We start from the raw sequence: 13,924 nt of genomic DNA, 5'->3' as shown, positions 1-13,924 counted from the left end.
GAGAATGGCTCGCATGCGCCTCATCGATCTGCTCCCACCGACCGGCGCTGCCTATGACGAGGACGCCGTCTACGGCGCGATCAGCGAATGGGTCGAGAGCCGCGGCCTGAGCCTGTACCCGGCGCAGGACGAGGCGATCCTCGAATGCGTCGCAGGATCTAACGTCGTCCTCGCGACCCCGACCGGTTCCGGCAAGAGCCTCGTGGCGACCGGGGCGATGGCGGCCGCCTTGGCTCGCGGCGAGTGCAGCGTCTACACCGCACCGATCAAGGCGCTCGTCAGCGAGAAGTTCTTCGACCTGTGCGAGATCTTCGGCGCCGAGAACGTCGGCATGGTCACCGGTGACGCAGCGGTCAACGCCGATGCCCCGATCATCGCTGCGACGGCCGAGATCCTGGCCAACATGGCGCTGCGCGAAGGTTCCGAGGCAGACATCGGGCTGGTCGTCATGGACGAGTTCCACTTCTACGCCGATCCCGACCGCGGCTGGGCCTGGCAGGTGCCGTTGATCGAGCTGCCGCACGCCCAGTTCCTGCTCATGTCTGCCACGCTGGGTGACACCACGAAGCTCGAGGCCGACCTGACCCGTCGCACGGGCCGCGAGACCGCCGTCGTCACGTCGACCGAGCGTCCTGTGCCGCTCGTCAGCGAGTACGTCACCTCGCCGGTGCACGAGACCCTCGAACAGCCATCGAGACGGGGCAGACGCCCGTGTACGTCGTGCACTTCACGCAGGTCAGCGCCTTGGAGCGCGCGCAGGCGCTGACCAGCATCAAGGTCGCGACCCGTGAGGAACGCGACGCGATCGCCGACGCGCTGGGCGACTTCAGATTCTCGTCGGCCTTCGGCAAGACCCTGTCGCGGCTCATCCGGATGGGCGTCGGCGTGCACCACGCGGGCATGCTTCCGCGCTATCGCCGCCTCGTCGAGACCCTGACGCAGCAAGGGCTGCTCAAGGTCGTGTGCGGGACCGACACGCTCGGCGTCGGCATCAACGTGCCGATCCGCACGGTGCTGTTCAGCGGTCTGTCGAAGTACGACGGCACACGACAGCGGCAGCTGCAGGTGCGCGAGTTCCAGCAGATCGCCGGCCGCGCTGGCCGGGCCGGCTACGACACGATCGGTCACGTCGTGGTCGAGGCGCCCGAGCACGAGGTCGAGAATGCGCGGCTCGTCCGCAAGGCCGGCGACGACCCCGAGAAGCTCAAGCGGGTCCAGCGCAAGAAGGCTCCCGAAGGCTTCGTGTCGTGGGGGCAGGGCACGTTCGAGAAGCTGTCGACCGGCACGCCGGAGTCGCTCGTCTCGCGGATGAAGGTCAGTCACGCGATGGTGCTCGACGTCATCTCGCGGCCCGGCGACGCGCGGGCGTCGTTGGAGCGGCTGATCCGCGAGAGCGGGGAGACCGAGGCCTCCCAGGACAGGCTGCTGGCGCAGGTCGACGAGATCATCGAGGCGCTGCTCGCCGGTGAGGTCGTCGAGACGATCGATCCACCCGACGACGAGGGACGGACGCTGCGGCTCACGATCGACCTGCAGGCCAACTTCGCGCTCAACCAGCCGCTGTCGCCCTTTGCCGTCGCGGCGCTCGAGCTGCTCGACCGTGAGTCGCCGACCTATGCGCTCGACGTCGTCTCGGTCATCGAGGCGACGCTCGACGATCCACGTCCGATCGTCAACGCGCAGCGCCATCGCGCTCGTGGTGAGGCGATCAACGAGATGAAGATGGACGGGATCGAGTACGACGAGCGCATGGAGCTGCTCGAGGAGATCACCTGGCCCAAGCCGTTGGAGGATCTGCTGACCGCGGCGTACGAGACCTATCGTGGCGGGCACCCCTGGGTGGCTGACCACGAGCGTTACGGCCCAAGTCGGTCGTGCGCGAGATGTGGGAGCGTGCGATGACGTTCTCCGAGCTCGTCGGCGACTACCAGCTCGCCCGTTCTGAAGGCCTCGTGCTGCGGTACCTGTCCGACGTCTACAAGACGCTGGGCCGCACCGTGCCCGAGAAGGCACGCAACACCGAGCTGGAGGACCTGACCGAGTGGCTCGGCGAGCTGGTGCGACAGACCGACTCCAGCCTGCTCGACGAGTGGGAGGGCTGCATCAATCCCGGCGACGACCCGGTCGCCGTGCGGCCGCAGGCGATGGCGTCGGCGCCGCCGCGGCCGGTCACCGGAAATGTCCCGGGCGTTCCGGGTGCTGGTGCGCAACGCGATGTTCCGCCGTGTCGAGCTCGCGGCATTCGGCCGCTGGACCGAGCTGGCAGCCGTGGAACCCGACAGCGAGTGGGATGCCGTGGCCTGGATGGACGCCATGGCGGCCTACCGCGAGGAGTACGACGAGATCGGCACCGGGCCTGGCTCGCGTGGACCTGAGCTGTTCATGGTCACCGAGGGTCCCGACACCTGGACCGTGCGCCAGACCTTCGACGATCCCGAAGGCGATCGTGACTGGGGCATCAGTGCGACCGTCGACCTGGCGGCGTCCGACGAAGCCGGCGAGGCCGTTGTGACCGTCACGGCGGTCGGCCCACTCTGACCTCTGAGATACATATATGTCACATTCTGATCATTGGGCTCAACTGTGCCATATATGTATCTTTTCTGATTGCTCGCCGGTAAGATACATATATGGCACAATTTCAGTGGAGCTGGTTGTATGAGGCAGCCGACATGGGCCAAGTCATCCGAGAGGCCCGGACGGCGGCACGTCTGACGCAGGCAGAGCTGGCGGACCGGTTGGGCGTGTCGCGACGGACGATAGTGCGTCTGGAATCTGGTGATCAGGGTGCCGCGATCGAGACGGCGATCCAAGCCTTGGGCGAGTGCGGTGTCGCGCTCGCAGCCATACCGCGCGGCTCAACTGTCAGAGTGCAGAGGTGAACCTCAATGTGTGGCTCTACGGACGTCACTTGGCAACTCTGACTGAACCGGGGCGACTGGAATATCGCCTGGAGTTCACTGAGGAGGCCCTCGACACGTTCGGTCAGCGCAGAGGGTTGCTCTCGCTGTCTCTCCCCACGACCGCCAAACCGTTGGAGACCAGACAGGTAAGGAACTTCCTCGATGGTCTGTTGCCGGAGGGCCAGATTCGGTCGGAGGTCGCACGCCGCGCCGGGGTCGCCGACTACGACGTCATGGGCCTTCTCGCGCAGGTCGGTCGAGAGTGCGCCGGTGCGGTCCAGGTGCTCGAGCCAGGTCTGACGCCTGAGGAGGGGCACCTCGAGCCGCTGTCGGATGACGAGGTCGTGAAGCTGGTCACCGAGCTTGCCTGTGCGCGACTGGGGAAAAGTCTCGCGCAACACGCTTCGCTAGCGGGGATGCAGGACAAGATCCTGCTGACGAGGACTGTCGAGGGGTGGGCCTGGCCGGTAGAAGGAGCGATGTCGACTCACATCGTCAAGCCTCAGCCGCTCGGCATGCCGCTTGACACCTTGGTGCTGTCGGAACACTGGGCGATGGGCATTGCCGCCGCCGCAGGCCTCGACGTTGCGGAGACCGTGTTTCAGATGTTCGAGGATCGCGACGCGATCGTCGTGACGAGGTATGACCGCCGTGACGGTCAGCGGGTCCATCAGGAGGACTTCTGCCAAGCGCTGGGATATGCGCCGAATGACAAGTACGAGACAGATCGCAAAGGACCTTCCAGGTTCTCGCAGATCGCGCGCATCGTCAGGAACAGCGTCGTCGATCGACATGCGTTCCGGGTGGACATGCTCACGGCCGCCACATTCAACGTAGTGATCGGTAACGGAGACTCTCACTCCAAGAACTACTCGCTGCTCATATCGGAGTCTGGTGAGGCTAGGTTGGCGCCCCTCTACGACGTTGCCCCGACTCTGCACCTCAATGAGAACTACCGAAACTCCGGACAGCGCATCGGCTCGAAGGTCCGGCTGGACGCCATCACGTGTCAAGACTTGGTCGATGAAGCAGCGAGCTGGGGGATGGGGGTAGAAGATGCGGCCGCTACGGTCGCGCGGACCGTCGAGGCGACGGCGGCGGCGATCCATGGCGCCGACGTGCCGGCGCGGCTACAGAAGACCGTTGACTCGCTGAGGTCGTTCGTCGACCGGCGTTGCGTGCCAGGTGTGCTGCTTCCCTAGCGCTAACCAGCGCGGCGGATCAGCGTCAGAGGCGCTTTGTCGGCCGGGACGTTGGTGATGTTGCGCAGCCGGTTGGGTGCCGGCTCGGCAGCGTGCACCTCGAAGCGTTGCAGCACCTCGCGCAGCACGACGGTGCCCTCCATCAGCGAGAAGGCCGCACCGATGCAGCGGCGCACACCCCCGCCGAACGGTATCCACGTGTTGGCGGCGACCTTCTCGACCAAGAACCGGTCGGGCTTGAACGTGTGTGCGTCGGCGAAGCTCGCCTCACGGCTGTGCGACAGCATGATCGACGGCGTCACGGTCGTGCCCTTGGGCAGGAGGCGACCCGCGACGACCTGATCGCTCTGCAAGGTGCGTGCCACGAAGTCGATGATGGGGTGCAGCCGCATCCCTTCCTTGAGGCACGCCTCCAAGAAGGCGTCGTCTCCAGCATCGGCTGCGGCGGTGGCCCGTGCCAGCAGCGCGGGGAGCGGCCGATCTCGTGCAGCGTCCACGACAATGCCGAGGCCGTGGTCTCGTGGCCGGCGAGCAGCAGGGTCACGAGCTGGTCGCGCATCTCGGCATCGGTCAGCGGGGTCTCCCCTTCTGAATCACCGGTTCGCAGCAATCTCGACAGGACGTCGTCGCGGCCTGCCAACCCGTCGGGACCAGTCTCGTGCGCCTGGCGGCGTTCGCGGATCTCGGCGTACAGCAGCTCGTCGACGGCCTGCTGGTTCTTGAAGTAGCCGCGCCACGGCGGCAGCGCGAAGAGCTTCGGATACGACCAGGCCAGGAGCATCTTGGCATCGATGTCGACCATGCGGTTGACCTTCGGCCGCAGCACGGCGAGACGCTTCTCGTCGGTCACGCCGAACACGACCTGCAGGATGACGTCGAGGGTGACGGCATTCATGCGGTCGAGCGTCACGAGGGTGTCGCCGCTGTGCCACGAGTCGACCTCCGCCTTGGCGATCGCCTCGACGAGCGGGTGGTACGCCCGCATCGACGGCCCGGTGAACGCCGGCATCAGCAGCTTGCGGGCCCGTTGGTGCTGGGCGTCGTCGGTCAGCAGGACGGAGTGCTCGCCCATGACCGGCTTGAGGATCTCGTTGCCCTTGCCGGCGTGGAACTGCGACGGATCGGCGGCGAAGATCTCCTTGACGTCGGCCGGGTCGCTGAACACCACGAACGTGCGGGGTCCAGGCAGGATGCGCAGGCTGAACGTGTCGCCGTACTGCTCGTGGTACTTCGGGACGAGGGTGTAACGGTTGCGCAGGAAGTCCCAGGTCATCTTGAGCGGTGGGGCCTTCGGCCCGTCGGGGAGATCGTAGGAGTCCTGCCGGGCCATCAGGCTGCCCGCTCCCAGGCGAAGTCCGGCGCGTTGACCTTGCGGGTCTCCCACCAGTACTGGAACGTGAACTTGGGCCAGATGGTCCGGTTCTTTCCGTGGCTGTCGAGGTACCAGCTGGTGCAGCCGCCCTGGGTCCAGATGCCCTTCTCGACGAGACGTTGGATCTCGGTGTTGAAGTCGTCCTGGGCCTGCTTGGTCGGTTCGGCGGCGGCCGCGCCGCGGCGGTCCATCTCGTCGAGCAGCCGGATGATGAACTTGGTCTGCTGCTCGATCATGAAGACGACGGAGTTGTGCCCCAGCGCGGTGTTGGGGCCCAGCATGAAGGCGAGGTTGGGGAACTGGTTGACCATGATCCCCATGTACGTCTCGACGCCGTTCTCCCGGAACTGCGCGGCCAGGTCGATACCGTCCTTGCCCTTGATGTCGAGGTAGTCGAAGGCGTCGACGACATGGAATCCGGTGCCGTAGATGATGACGTCGGCCTCGTGGAAGACGCCGTTGCCGTCGACGACCCCGCTGGGGGTGATCTCGGCGACGCCGTCGGTGCTGAGCCGACGTTGGAGCGCAGGAAGGTCGGGGTAGTAGGTGTTGGACTGCAGCACCCGCTTGCAGCCGAGGCGGTAGTCGGGGGTCAGCTTGGCCCGGAGCTCGGGGTCGGGGATCTTCTTCTCGAGGTACTTGGTGACGATCTTCTCGGCGAACGGCAGCACGTTGAGGTGGCCGTTGAAGGCGATCGCACGCGCTTCGAGTCCCCAGTAGAGCGCGTTGCGGTAGGCCCGCTGTGCGCCGGGGACCTTGGTGAACACGGTCTTGCGCCACTCGGCGGTCGGCTTGTCCTTCTTGGGCAGCACCCACGGGGGCGTGCGCTGGAAGACCGTCAGCTGCGCGACCTGCTGCGCGATGATCGGGATGAACTGGATCGCGCTGGCTCCGGTTCCGATCACGACGACCTTCTTGCCGGTCAGGTCGACCGAGTGGTCCCACTGGGCCGAGTGGAACCGGGGCCCGTCGAACGTCTCGGCTCCGCTGATCTCGGGGATGTTGGGGATGTGCAGTCCACCGACGCCGGCAACGACGACACGCGCCTGGTAGTCCTCGCCGGAGGCCGTGCGGACGGTCCAGACCTTGCGGTCTTCGTCCCAGGCGGCGCCGGTGACCTCGACACCGAAGTCGATGTAGGGGCGGATGCCCTTCTCGTCGGCGACCTTGCGCATGTACGACCAGATCTCGGACTGTCCGGAGAAGCTTGGTCCAGTCGGTGTTCAGCTGGTACGAGAACGAGTACATGTGGCTGGGGATGTCGCACTCGCAGCCGGGGTAGGTGTTGTCGCGCCAGGTGCCACCGACGTCCTGGGCCTTCTCGAGGACGACGAAGTCGCTGCGCCCGGAGTCGAGCAGCTTCATGGCCATGCCCATGCCGGAGAAGCCGGTGCCGATGATGACGATGTCCTTGGTGATCACATTTCAGATACTAGCGGTATCTGAGTATGATGCAAGGGTGTATTCGGGCATTCGGCCCGGCAGATGAGGAGCAAGCGTGACAGTCGAGGGCGGACGTACGACACGGGCCGAGCGCCAGGCGCAGACCCGGCAGAGCCTGATTGCCGTGGCCCGTGACATGTTCCTGACCGACGGCTACGCCGCGACCTCGCTCGACAAGGTCGCGGTCAAGGCCGGCTTCTCCAAGGGGGCGGTCTACTCCAACTTCTCCGGCAAGGAAGAGCTCTGCATGGCGGTGCTCGACAGCATCCATGCCGAGCAGATCGACGGTGTTGTCTCGGCGTTCTCGCAGGACACCGATCTCGACGGCCAGATCGAGGCCTTCGTCGGCTGGGCCGAGAGGGGCTCGGTCAGCCGCGGTGGACCGCGCTCGAGGTCGAGTTCGGTGCCATCGCCCGGCACAGCCCCTACGTCGCGACCGAGCTGGTCAAGAGGCACCGAGAGATCCGCGAGGCGATCGCCCAGCTCGTCCGCCAGGTCACTACCCAGGCCGGCCTGGGCGACGCGGTCGATGCCGACAAGGCGGCCACGACGTTGTTGAGTCTTGGCATCGGTCTGGGAACTCTTCGATCGCTGGACCACACGATCGACGTCGGCATCTTCGCCGACACCATGCGGGCGCTGCTCAGAGGTTCTGCGGTCTGATCAGACCGGTGGTCTGATGGTCAGGTTGGTGCGCTGCCTCGACCGGCTCTGGCGGATGCGTACACGCGGTGCCGGGGCGAACGGGCCTGGTGACACGATCGGATAAGCTCCGTCGCGGCGACCAGGGATCAGCCGTGTACGACAGACGATGCCGACCGGTCGCCACCTGCTCTGGATCAGCTGCGCCGACCAGTCCACGGCTCGCTGGGGGCCGAGCGGCTCAGGGTGATCGGGGCGCTCAGCCCGGTGTCGCCGATCTTCAGGCTCAGACCGAAACCAGTCAGTGGGACATGCACGGCTGCGGGGCCGCGATGCGTGATCTGCCCGCGCAGCTCGACCAGACCGGCGTCGGTGGTCTGTGCCGACGCGAGAGTGGCTGACGGAGTGCCGATGCCGTAGCGAACCGGATCGTCGACCCGGACCCGGAGCAGTCGTCGCAGCCCGGCACGGTGGGGCGGTCGAGGCGGAGATGAGGAACCCCGTCGACGAGCTCGAAGCCGATCAGGTGACGTTGCGGCTCGCAGAACAGCTCGAAGTCGTCGGCGAGCACCGAGTAGAACGCCAGGGCCAGGGGGATGTCGGGCGCGTACTCGGCGATCTGTTCAAGGGGGTAGTGGCGATACAGGTCACGGGCACGCTCGACGAACGAACGGAGCTGCTCGTCGTCGAGGTTCGCCGGCGCCTTGAGCAGGTACAGCTGGATGGTCCGGATCAGCATGTGACCGACGGCTTCCGTGGCGATGGGTCGTGACGGTGCCGGTCGTGCACCAGGGCATTGATCGTCAAGTGGTCGCGGTAGTTGCCCGGGCGGCTGTGGGCCGTCGACATGATCGTCGCCGCGGCAGGATCTTTGCGGTACCGGTAACCGACGTACGACGAGACCGCGATGCGCCGGGCCAGCACCAGCGCCGCCGTCGTGACCGACACGTCCTCGAACGGCATGTCCTCGAGGAACTGGTTGGCCGGATCGTCGAAGAAGTCGCGCCGGAACAGGATCGCTGAGACGTTGGCGGTGTGGACCAGCCTGCGGTCCTCGGCCACGCCCTCGACGACCCGGTCGTGGGCATACAGATCGACCGGGGTGTACGGGCGCACTACCGGGAAGGTCTCCATCGCACCCAGCACGACGTCGGAACCCGTCGACGTGGCGAGGGCGAGGCGCTGCTCGACGCTCTCGGGCAACAGCAGGTCGTCGGCGTCGAGGAACGTGACATAGGGCTCGACCGCCAGTGGCAGACCTGCGTTGCGGGCGCCGCCACAGCCGCCGCCTACTCGGTGCGTGACCTCGATGTTGGGGTGCGCAGCCGCATAGGCCGCAGCGATCGCCGGGCTGCCGTCGGTCGAGCTGTTGTCGACCAGGATCACGTGCATGCGCTCGAACGCGGTCTGCCCGACGAGGGAGTCGACCGCCTCAGCGAGAGTGGCCTCGGCGTTGAGGAACGGGACGATGACGGCGACGTCCCAAGGGGTGTGCGTCATGTGAAGAGTCCCGTCGTCTCGATCCAGACATCATTCTGGCCACGAGACAGGAGTCCCGTGGCCAGAATGAGAAGGAATCAGTAGCCGCCGTTGGCCTTGAACCGGTCGTAGCTGGCCTGGATCTCGGCCTCGGCCTCGACACGACCGGTCCACGTGGAGCCCTCGACGGACTTGCCGGGCTCGAGGTCCTTGTAGACCGTGAAGAAGTGCTCGATCTCGAGACGGTCGAACTCAGGCACGTGGTGGATGTCGCGCAGGTGCTCCTGGCGCGGATCCTTGGCCGGGACGCACAAGCAGCTTGTCGTCGCCGCCGGCCTCGTCGGTCATCCGGAACATGCCGATCGTGCGGCACGAGATGACACAGCCGGGGAAGGTCGGCTCGGACAGCAGGACGAGGGCATCGAGCGGATCGCCGTCCTGGCCGAGCGTGTCGTCGATGAATCCATAGTCCGCGGGGTACTGGGTCGCGGTGAACAGCGTGCGGTCGAGGCGGATGCGATGCGACGCATGGTCGACCTCGTACTTGTTGCGGCTGCCCTTGGGGATCTCCACGGTGACGTCGAAAATCACTGGTGCCTCCGGCGGTTGAGAATGAGATGCGGGCGTCGACCGACACCGCACATGGGGTCTCTATAGTCTGGCCTACGTGACCGGGCTTCGAGACATCAGGGTCGTGGGACGCCTGGTTGCTCTCGCGGTGCCGTTGCTGATCATCGCCGTGATCGCGCTGGGCGGCAACGCCTCGTGGCAGCGCGGGGATCTCAACCGGTTCATCTGCGACGGCGACTGCGGTCCCGCCTACGTCGTGGCCCCGGACGGCTGTCGATCGACACGACGCCGGCGAAAGCCCCGGGGGCCAAGGCGTCACTCGGCCAGATCGATCCCACCAAGCTGTCAGCGGCCGTCGCGCCCGGCCTGAAGGCTGCTGTGCTCGGACCTCACGTGGGGTTCGCAGCGGTGTCCTCCTGCTGACGGCCACGAGCTGGCCTCGTCGGGCTCGGGCACCGTACGCGCCGGCATCGACGACCAAGGTGCTGACGTCGTTCGCCGCGCTGACGACGATCGATCCGCAGACCCGGTTCACGACCCGCACGGTGCTGGAGGGCGACAAGCTCGTCCTGGTCGGTGGAGGTGACCCCTATCTGTCGACCAAGCGGGCCGGGAGCCGTGACGACCGGGTGTTCCAGGCTGATCTGACGACGCTGGCCCGCCGCACTGCCGCGGCGCTGAAGAAGTCGGGAACCGCCCGGGTCACGCTCGGCTACGACGCATCGCTGTTCGACGGCCCAGCCGTCAGCCCGGCCTGGTCGGACAGCTATCTGAGCGAGAACATCGTGACCCCGGTCAGCGCGTTGTGGGCCGACGAGGGCGTCGTCGACGGGCTGCGAAGCCGCGATCCGGCCGCTGCAGCGGCGTCGGGTTTCGCCCGCCTCCTGGCACAGCGCGGGATCACGGTCTCCGGTGAGGCCTCGGCGGTACCGGCTCCGGCCGCTGCCTCGACGATCGCCGAGGTCCGCAGCGCGACGGTCGCCCAGATTGTCGAGACCCTCATGCGCGTCAGCGACAACCAGGCAGCCGAGGTGATGCTGCGTCACGTCGCCCTGGCCGGCGGCGGCCCGGCGACCTTCGACGGCGGTGCCAAGGCGGTGCGGGCCGCGTTGTCGGCCGCGGACGTCGACGTCGAGGGACTGCGTCTGAACGACGGCAGCGGACTGGCGCGCAGCAACCGGATCAGCCCCGAGACCCTCGTCGAGACCCTGTACGCCTCCTCGACGTCGCCCCGTACCTCAGGTCTGGCCGCAGATCTTCCGGTCAGCGGCTTCACCGGAACCCTGGTCGAACGGTTCATGGGCCTCGACGCGGCGCTAGGCACCGTGCGCGCCAAGACCGGCACGTTGCGCGGCATCCACTCCTTGGCCGGCTACGCGCTCGACCGGGACGGACGGCCTGTGTGGTTCGCCGTCATGGCCGATCGCGCCGACGAGGACGCACCGCTGGAGGCACGCGCCGCGCTCGACCGGGTCGCCGCCGCCATCGCGTCCTGCTCGTGCGGCTGAGCGTCGCAAGCTCACAAAGCATGGGGTGCCAGACCGTAGTGTGGAGCCCGATGGATCGGATGCTGGAGCTGCTCGCGCAACGGCGACGAAGCTGACCAAGCCCGGCCCGGAGGCCTCGACGGCCGAGGTCGCCGAAGCCGTCGCCGGCTGCCGTGAGGAGCTGCCCGGTCAGAGCAGCCCGTCCGCGACTTCAGCGACCTGCACGCGAGATCGGCGACAGCTCCGGTGCTCGTCGTCGACCGGCCGCGGTGGGTCGAGGCCAACCTGGCGACCTTCGAGGTGCTGATGCAGCCCATCCTCGCCAAGGTCGAGGCCTCCAGCCGGCTCCGTCAGGACTGACCCGCACGATCAGCCACAAGGTCGGCGGCGTCGAGGTCGGCGGACTGATGTCGTTCATGTCGTCCAAGGTGCTCGGCCAGTTCGACCCGTTCTGGGACGGACCGAACGGCGAAGCCGGACGACTTCTGCTCGTCGCACCCAACATCGTGCACGCAGAACGCCAGCTCGGCGTCGACCCGCACGACTTCCGGCTCTGGGTCTTGCCTGCACGAAGAGACGCACCGGGTGCAGTTCACCGCCGTCGACTGGATGCGCGGGCATCTGAGGTCGCTGATGGAGGAGTTCGTCGACGCGACCGACCTCGACGCCGGCGAGCTGTCCGCACTCGTCAACGACGGCTTCAGCGAAGCGGTCCGTATCGCCAAGGGCGACCCCGAGGCGTCCCTGTCGGGGCTGTTCCACAACGACAAGCAGCGCGAGATCGTCGACCGGCTGACCGGCATCATGTCGCTGCTCGAGGGGCACGCCGACGTCGTCATGGACGGCGTCGGCCCCGAGGTCATCCCGACGGTCACCGAGATCCGCCGCAAGTTCACCCAACGTCGTCAGGGTGCCGCGGCTTCGACCGGCTGCTGCGCGAGCTGCTGGGCATCGACGCCAAGATGCGCCAGTACCGCGACGGGGCGGCGTTCGTCCGTGAGGTCAACGAGACCGTCGGGCTCAGCGGCTTCAACGCCGTCTGGTCCGAGCCGGCCAACCTGCCCGACAAGTCCGAGATCCTCGCCACCCCGCGTCGTGGGTCAAGCGCGTCCACGGCTGACTGTCGTGGGAGGCGCGCTCGACCCGACCGTGGCCCGCGGCCGCAACGAGGTGCGTCGGGTCCTGGCCGATCTCGGGCCGGGCGCCCGCGTCGTCGTCGGGGTGTCCGGTGGCGCCGACTCGCTCGCCCTCGCCGCCGTCACGGCCTTCGTGGCTGCGAAGGCGTCGTTCGCGTTGCAGGCCGTGGTGGTCGACCACGGCCTCCAGGACGGCTCCGGCCAGGTCGCGGCGAACGCGGTCGAGCAGCTCGAACGCCTCGGCGTATCGGCCACCGCGGTGCGGGTCGAGGTCGGCGCCGACGGAGGGCCCGAGGCCGCCGCACGCAACGCCCGCCTGGCGGCCCTGGCAGCGTCCGACGCCGACGCGGTGCTGCTTGCCCACACCCTCGACGACCAGGCCGAGACCGTCCTGCTCGGGCTCGGGCGCGGATCCGGCCCCCGCTCGATCGCCGGAATGGCCGAGATCGACGGAAGGTGGCGGCGCCCCTTCCTGGCCCTGCGGCGCAGCGATGCCGAGCAGATCTGCCGGGCCAGCGGGCTCGACTGGTGGGTCGACCCGCACAACAGCGATCCACGGTTCCGCCGCTCCCGGCTCCGGCGCGACGTCATGCCGCTGCTCGAAGACGTCCTCGGCGGTGGTGTCGCGCCAGCCCTCGCTCGTACGGCCCATCAGCTGCAGAGCGACTCGTCCGCGCTCGACGAGCTCGCGGCCGACGTCGCCGCGCCCGACGACGTGGCCACCCTGCAGTCATTGCACCCGGCCGTCCGGTCACGCGTCCTGCGTCGACTCGCCTTGTCCGCAGGAGCCGATGCCTCCGCGCTCAGCTCTGCGCACCTGGCCGAGCTCGACCGTCTCGTCACCGACTGGCGTGGACAGCAACGAGTCGAGCTGCCCGGCGGTATCTGCGTCAAGCGAGCAGGCCCTTCCCTGTTGTGCTCAGCCACCCCTGTGACACAGTGATCCTGTGGATCAGACGCATGTCGCAGGTGACCTTGAACTCGATCAGACCCTCTTCACCGAGGAGCAGATCACGAGCCGTCTCAAAGAGATGGCGACCCAGATCCAGGCCGACTACGAAGGTGAAGACCTCCTCCTCGTCGGCGTGCTGAAAGGCGCGGTCATGGTCATGGCCGACCTCGCCCGCAGCCTGGACCGACACGTCGAGATGGACTGGATGGCCGTCTCGTCCTACGGGTCCGGAACCCAGTCGTCCGGCGTCGTGCGCATCCTGAAAGACCTCGACACCGACCTCAGCGGCCGCCACGTGCTGATCGTCGAAGACATCATCGACACCGGTCTGACCCTCTCGTGGCTCATCACCAACCTGCGCTCGCGCGGACCCGCCTCCGTCGAGATCGCGACCCTCCTGCGCAAGCCCGACGCCCTGCAGATGGAGGTCGAGGTCAAGTACGTCGGCTTCGACATCCCCAACGCGTTCGTCGTCGGCTACGGGCTCGACTACAACGAGCAGTACCGCAACCTGCGCTGCATTGGCACCCTTTCCCCCCACGTCTACTCCTGACGCGCCCCGCATCCTGCCTGGCCGCGTTATCGTCGGTCGGCGCACAAGAACGGTGCGCCTTCCCTCCTCTGCCTTGCCAGCCAGGCCCGGGACACGCCAGGCGTGATGAGGTCGGCGGGCGCGGGAGTTCGCTACGGGCGAACCGCTGGGGGGAACGTTGCGGGTGTGTCGAGTACGTTCTCCCT

Annotated in this window: 15 protein-coding genes and 7 pseudogenes; 15 read left to right on the top strand and 7 right to left on the bottom strand. The window is 67.2% G+C overall.

The window, feature by feature from the left end; translation table 11 throughout:
* Positions 1-13: 13 nt before the first annotated feature.
* The 6 genes and pseudogenes from ACHMWU_RS22620 to ACHMWU_RS22595 all read left to right on the top strand — a co-directional run bounded on the left by ACHMWU_RS22620 (position 14) and on the right by ACHMWU_RS22595 (position 4,105).
* Entirely contained in the window at positions 14-766 is a 753-nt protein-coding gene (locus ACHMWU_RS22620) for a DEAD/DEAH box helicase (protein WP_396047372.1), read from the top strand.
* On the top strand, positions 712-1,902 hold the full coding sequence (locus ACHMWU_RS22615; protein WP_396047370.1) for a DUF3516 domain-containing protein: 1,191 nt from the start codon (positions 712-714) through the stop codon (positions 1,900-1,902). Before ACHMWU_RS22620 ends, ACHMWU_RS22615 begins: the two co-directional genes overlap by 55 nt.
* Positions 1,884-2,120 (top strand): annotated as a pseudogene (locus tag ACHMWU_RS22610) (DUF3516 domain-containing protein); the annotation flags it as partial. The gene ACHMWU_RS22615 and the pseudogene ACHMWU_RS22610, both read left to right, overlap by 19 nt.
* Before the next feature lie 58 nt (positions 2,121-2,178).
* The gene (locus ACHMWU_RS22605) at positions 2,179-2,538 is read left to right on the top strand and encodes a DUF3516 domain-containing protein (protein ID WP_396047368.1); all 360 of its coding nucleotides are present in this window, start codon (positions 2,179-2,181) and stop codon (positions 2,536-2,538) included.
* Positions 2,539-2,630: 92 nt separating this feature from the next.
* The gene (locus tag ACHMWU_RS22600; RefSeq protein ID WP_396047366.1) at positions 2,631-2,882 is read left to right on the top strand and encodes a helix-turn-helix transcriptional regulator; all 252 of its coding nucleotides are present in this window, start codon (positions 2,631-2,633) and stop codon (positions 2,880-2,882) included.
* Positions 2,879-4,105: a HipA domain-containing protein gene (locus ACHMWU_RS22595; RefSeq protein ID WP_396047364.1), complete on the top strand. Its 1,227-nt coding sequence runs from the start codon at positions 2,879-2,881 to the stop codon at positions 4,103-4,105. The genes ACHMWU_RS22600 and ACHMWU_RS22595 overlap by 4 nt, the downstream gene beginning before the upstream one ends.
* A gap of 2 nt (positions 4,106-4,107) precedes the next feature.
* Here the strand turns inward: ACHMWU_RS22595 and ACHMWU_RS22590 are convergent, their stop codons facing one another.
* The 4 genes and pseudogenes from ACHMWU_RS22590 to ACHMWU_RS22575 form a co-directional block, all read right to left on the bottom strand.
* On the bottom strand, positions 4,108-4,497 hold the full coding sequence (locus ACHMWU_RS22590) for a cytochrome P450 (protein WP_396049182.1): 390 nt from the start codon (positions 4,495-4,497) through the stop codon (positions 4,108-4,110).
* The gene (locus ACHMWU_RS22585; RefSeq protein ID WP_396049181.1) at positions 4,404-5,435 is read right to left on the bottom strand and encodes a cytochrome P450; all 1,032 of its coding nucleotides are present in this window, start codon (positions 5,433-5,435) and stop codon (positions 4,404-4,406) included. Before ACHMWU_RS22585 ends, ACHMWU_RS22590 begins: the two co-directional genes overlap by 94 nt.
* Positions 5,435-6,652, bottom strand: coding sequence for a flavin-containing monooxygenase (locus tag ACHMWU_RS22580; RefSeq protein ID WP_396047362.1), 1,218 nt, complete (start codon positions 6,650-6,652; stop codon positions 5,435-5,437). The genes ACHMWU_RS22585 and ACHMWU_RS22580 overlap by 1 nt, the downstream gene beginning before the upstream one ends.
* 85 nt (positions 6,653-6,737) lie before the next feature.
* A pseudogene (locus ACHMWU_RS22575) lies at positions 6,738-6,842 on the bottom strand (hypothetical protein); the annotation flags it as partial.
* A 214-nt stretch (positions 6,843-7,056) separates the two neighbouring features.
* Here ACHMWU_RS22575 and ACHMWU_RS22570 point away from each other — a divergent pair.
* Positions 7,057-7,107 (top strand): annotated as a pseudogene (locus tag ACHMWU_RS22570) (hypothetical protein); the annotation flags it as partial.
* A 56-nt stretch (positions 7,108-7,163) separates the two neighbouring features.
* Positions 7,164-7,583 carry a TetR family transcriptional regulator C-terminal domain-containing protein gene (locus tag ACHMWU_RS22565; protein ID WP_396049180.1) on the top strand — a complete coding sequence of 140 codons (420 nt, stop codon included), beginning with the start codon at positions 7,164-7,166 and terminating at the stop codon, positions 7,581-7,583.
* A 280-nt stretch (positions 7,584-7,863) separates the two neighbouring features.
* Here ACHMWU_RS22565 and ACHMWU_RS22560 read toward each other — a convergent pair whose 3' ends face one another.
* The 3 genes and pseudogenes from ACHMWU_RS22560 to ACHMWU_RS22550 form a co-directional block, all read right to left on the bottom strand.
* Positions 7,864-8,301, bottom strand: coding sequence for a hypothetical protein (locus ACHMWU_RS22560; protein ID WP_396047360.1), 438 nt, complete (start codon positions 8,299-8,301; stop codon positions 7,864-7,866).
* The gene (locus ACHMWU_RS22555) at positions 8,295-9,062 is read right to left on the bottom strand and encodes a glycosyltransferase family 2 protein (protein ID WP_396047358.1); all 768 of its coding nucleotides are present in this window, start codon (positions 9,060-9,062) and stop codon (positions 8,295-8,297) included. The genes ACHMWU_RS22560 and ACHMWU_RS22555 overlap by 7 nt, the downstream gene beginning before the upstream one ends.
* Before the next feature lie 77 nt (positions 9,063-9,139).
* Positions 9,140-9,632 (bottom strand): annotated as a pseudogene (locus ACHMWU_RS22550) (inorganic diphosphatase).
* Between the two features lie 103 nt (positions 9,633-9,735).
* On the opposite strand from ACHMWU_RS22550, the gene ACHMWU_RS22545 reads away from it, so the two are divergent.
* The 7 genes and pseudogenes from ACHMWU_RS22545 to hpt all read left to right on the top strand — a co-directional run bounded on the left by ACHMWU_RS22545 (position 9,736) and on the right by hpt (position 13,739).
* The gene (locus ACHMWU_RS22545) at positions 9,736-9,981 is read left to right on the top strand and encodes a hypothetical protein (RefSeq protein WP_396047356.1); all 246 of its coding nucleotides are present in this window, start codon (positions 9,736-9,738) and stop codon (positions 9,979-9,981) included.
* 46 nt (positions 9,982-10,027) lie between these two features.
* The gene (gene dacB, locus ACHMWU_RS22540) at positions 10,028-11,119 is read left to right on the top strand and encodes a D-alanyl-D-alanine carboxypeptidase/D-alanyl-D-alanine-endopeptidase (protein WP_396049179.1); all 1,092 of its coding nucleotides are present in this window, start codon (positions 10,028-10,030) and stop codon (positions 11,117-11,119) included.
* Positions 11,120-11,317: 198 nt separating this feature from the next.
* Positions 11,318-11,598: pseudogene (locus ACHMWU_RS22535) on the top strand (zinc-dependent metalloprotease); the annotation flags it as partial.
* Between the two features lie 109 nt (positions 11,599-11,707).
* Positions 11,708-11,956, top strand: a pseudogene (locus tag ACHMWU_RS22530) (zinc-dependent metalloprotease); the annotation flags it as partial.
* Positions 11,957-12,060: 104 nt separating this feature from the next.
* Positions 12,061-12,117: pseudogene (locus ACHMWU_RS22525) on the top strand (hypothetical protein); the annotation flags it as partial.
* The gene (tilS, locus tag ACHMWU_RS22520; protein ID WP_396049178.1) at positions 12,095-13,177 is read left to right on the top strand and encodes a tRNA lysidine(34) synthetase TilS; all 1,083 of its coding nucleotides are present in this window, start codon (positions 12,095-12,097) and stop codon (positions 13,175-13,177) included. The pseudogene ACHMWU_RS22525 and the gene tilS, both read left to right, overlap by 23 nt.
* Before the next feature lie 4 nt (positions 13,178-13,181).
* Positions 13,182-13,739: a hypoxanthine phosphoribosyltransferase gene (gene hpt / locus ACHMWU_RS22515; RefSeq protein ID WP_396047354.1), complete on the top strand. Its 558-nt coding sequence runs from the start codon at positions 13,182-13,184 to the stop codon at positions 13,737-13,739.
* Positions 13,740-13,924: the final 185 nt, after the last annotated feature.

The organism is Aeromicrobium sp. UC242_57 (assembly GCF_044452305.1).
Classification (GTDB): domain Bacteria; phylum Actinomycetota; class Actinomycetes; order Propionibacteriales; family Nocardioidaceae; genus Aeromicrobium.
The sequence above is the reverse complement of the archived record's forward strand: the minus strand, read 5'-3'. Positions and strand labels throughout refer to the sequence as shown.

What these genes read in the sequence shown, in the direction of transcription:
- ACHMWU_RS22620 (WP_396047372.1), top strand. Translation starts at nt 14, where the DNA reads ATGCGCCTCATCGATCTGCTCCCACCGACCGGCGCTGCCTATGACGAG.
- ACHMWU_RS22605 (WP_396047368.1), top strand. Translation starts at nt 2,179, where the DNA reads ATGTCCCGGGCGTTCCGGGTGCTGGTGCGCAACGCGATGTTCCGCCGT.
- ACHMWU_RS22600 (WP_396047366.1), top strand. Translation starts at nt 2,631, where the DNA reads ATGGCACAATTTCAGTGGAGCTGGTTGTATGAGGCAGCCGACATGGGC.
- ACHMWU_RS22590 (WP_396049182.1), bottom strand. Translation starts at nt 4,497, where the DNA reads ATGCGGCTGCACCCCATCATCGACTTCGTGGCACGCACCTTGCAGAGC.
- ACHMWU_RS22585 (WP_396049181.1), bottom strand. Translation starts at nt 5,435, where the DNA reads ATGGCCCGGCAGGACTCCTACGATCTCCCCGACGGGCCGAAGGCCCCA.
- ACHMWU_RS22580 (WP_396047362.1), bottom strand. Translation starts at nt 6,652, where the DNA reads ATGCGCAAGGTCGCCGACGAGAAGGGCATCCGCCCCTACATCGACTTC.
- ACHMWU_RS22560 (WP_396047360.1), bottom strand. Translation starts at nt 8,301, where the DNA reads ATGCTGATCCGGACCATCCAGCTGTACCTGCTCAAGGCGCCGGCGAAC.
- ACHMWU_RS22555 (WP_396047358.1), bottom strand. Translation starts at nt 9,062, where the DNA reads ATGACGCACACCCCTTGGGACGTCGCCGTCATCGTCCCGTTCCTCAAC.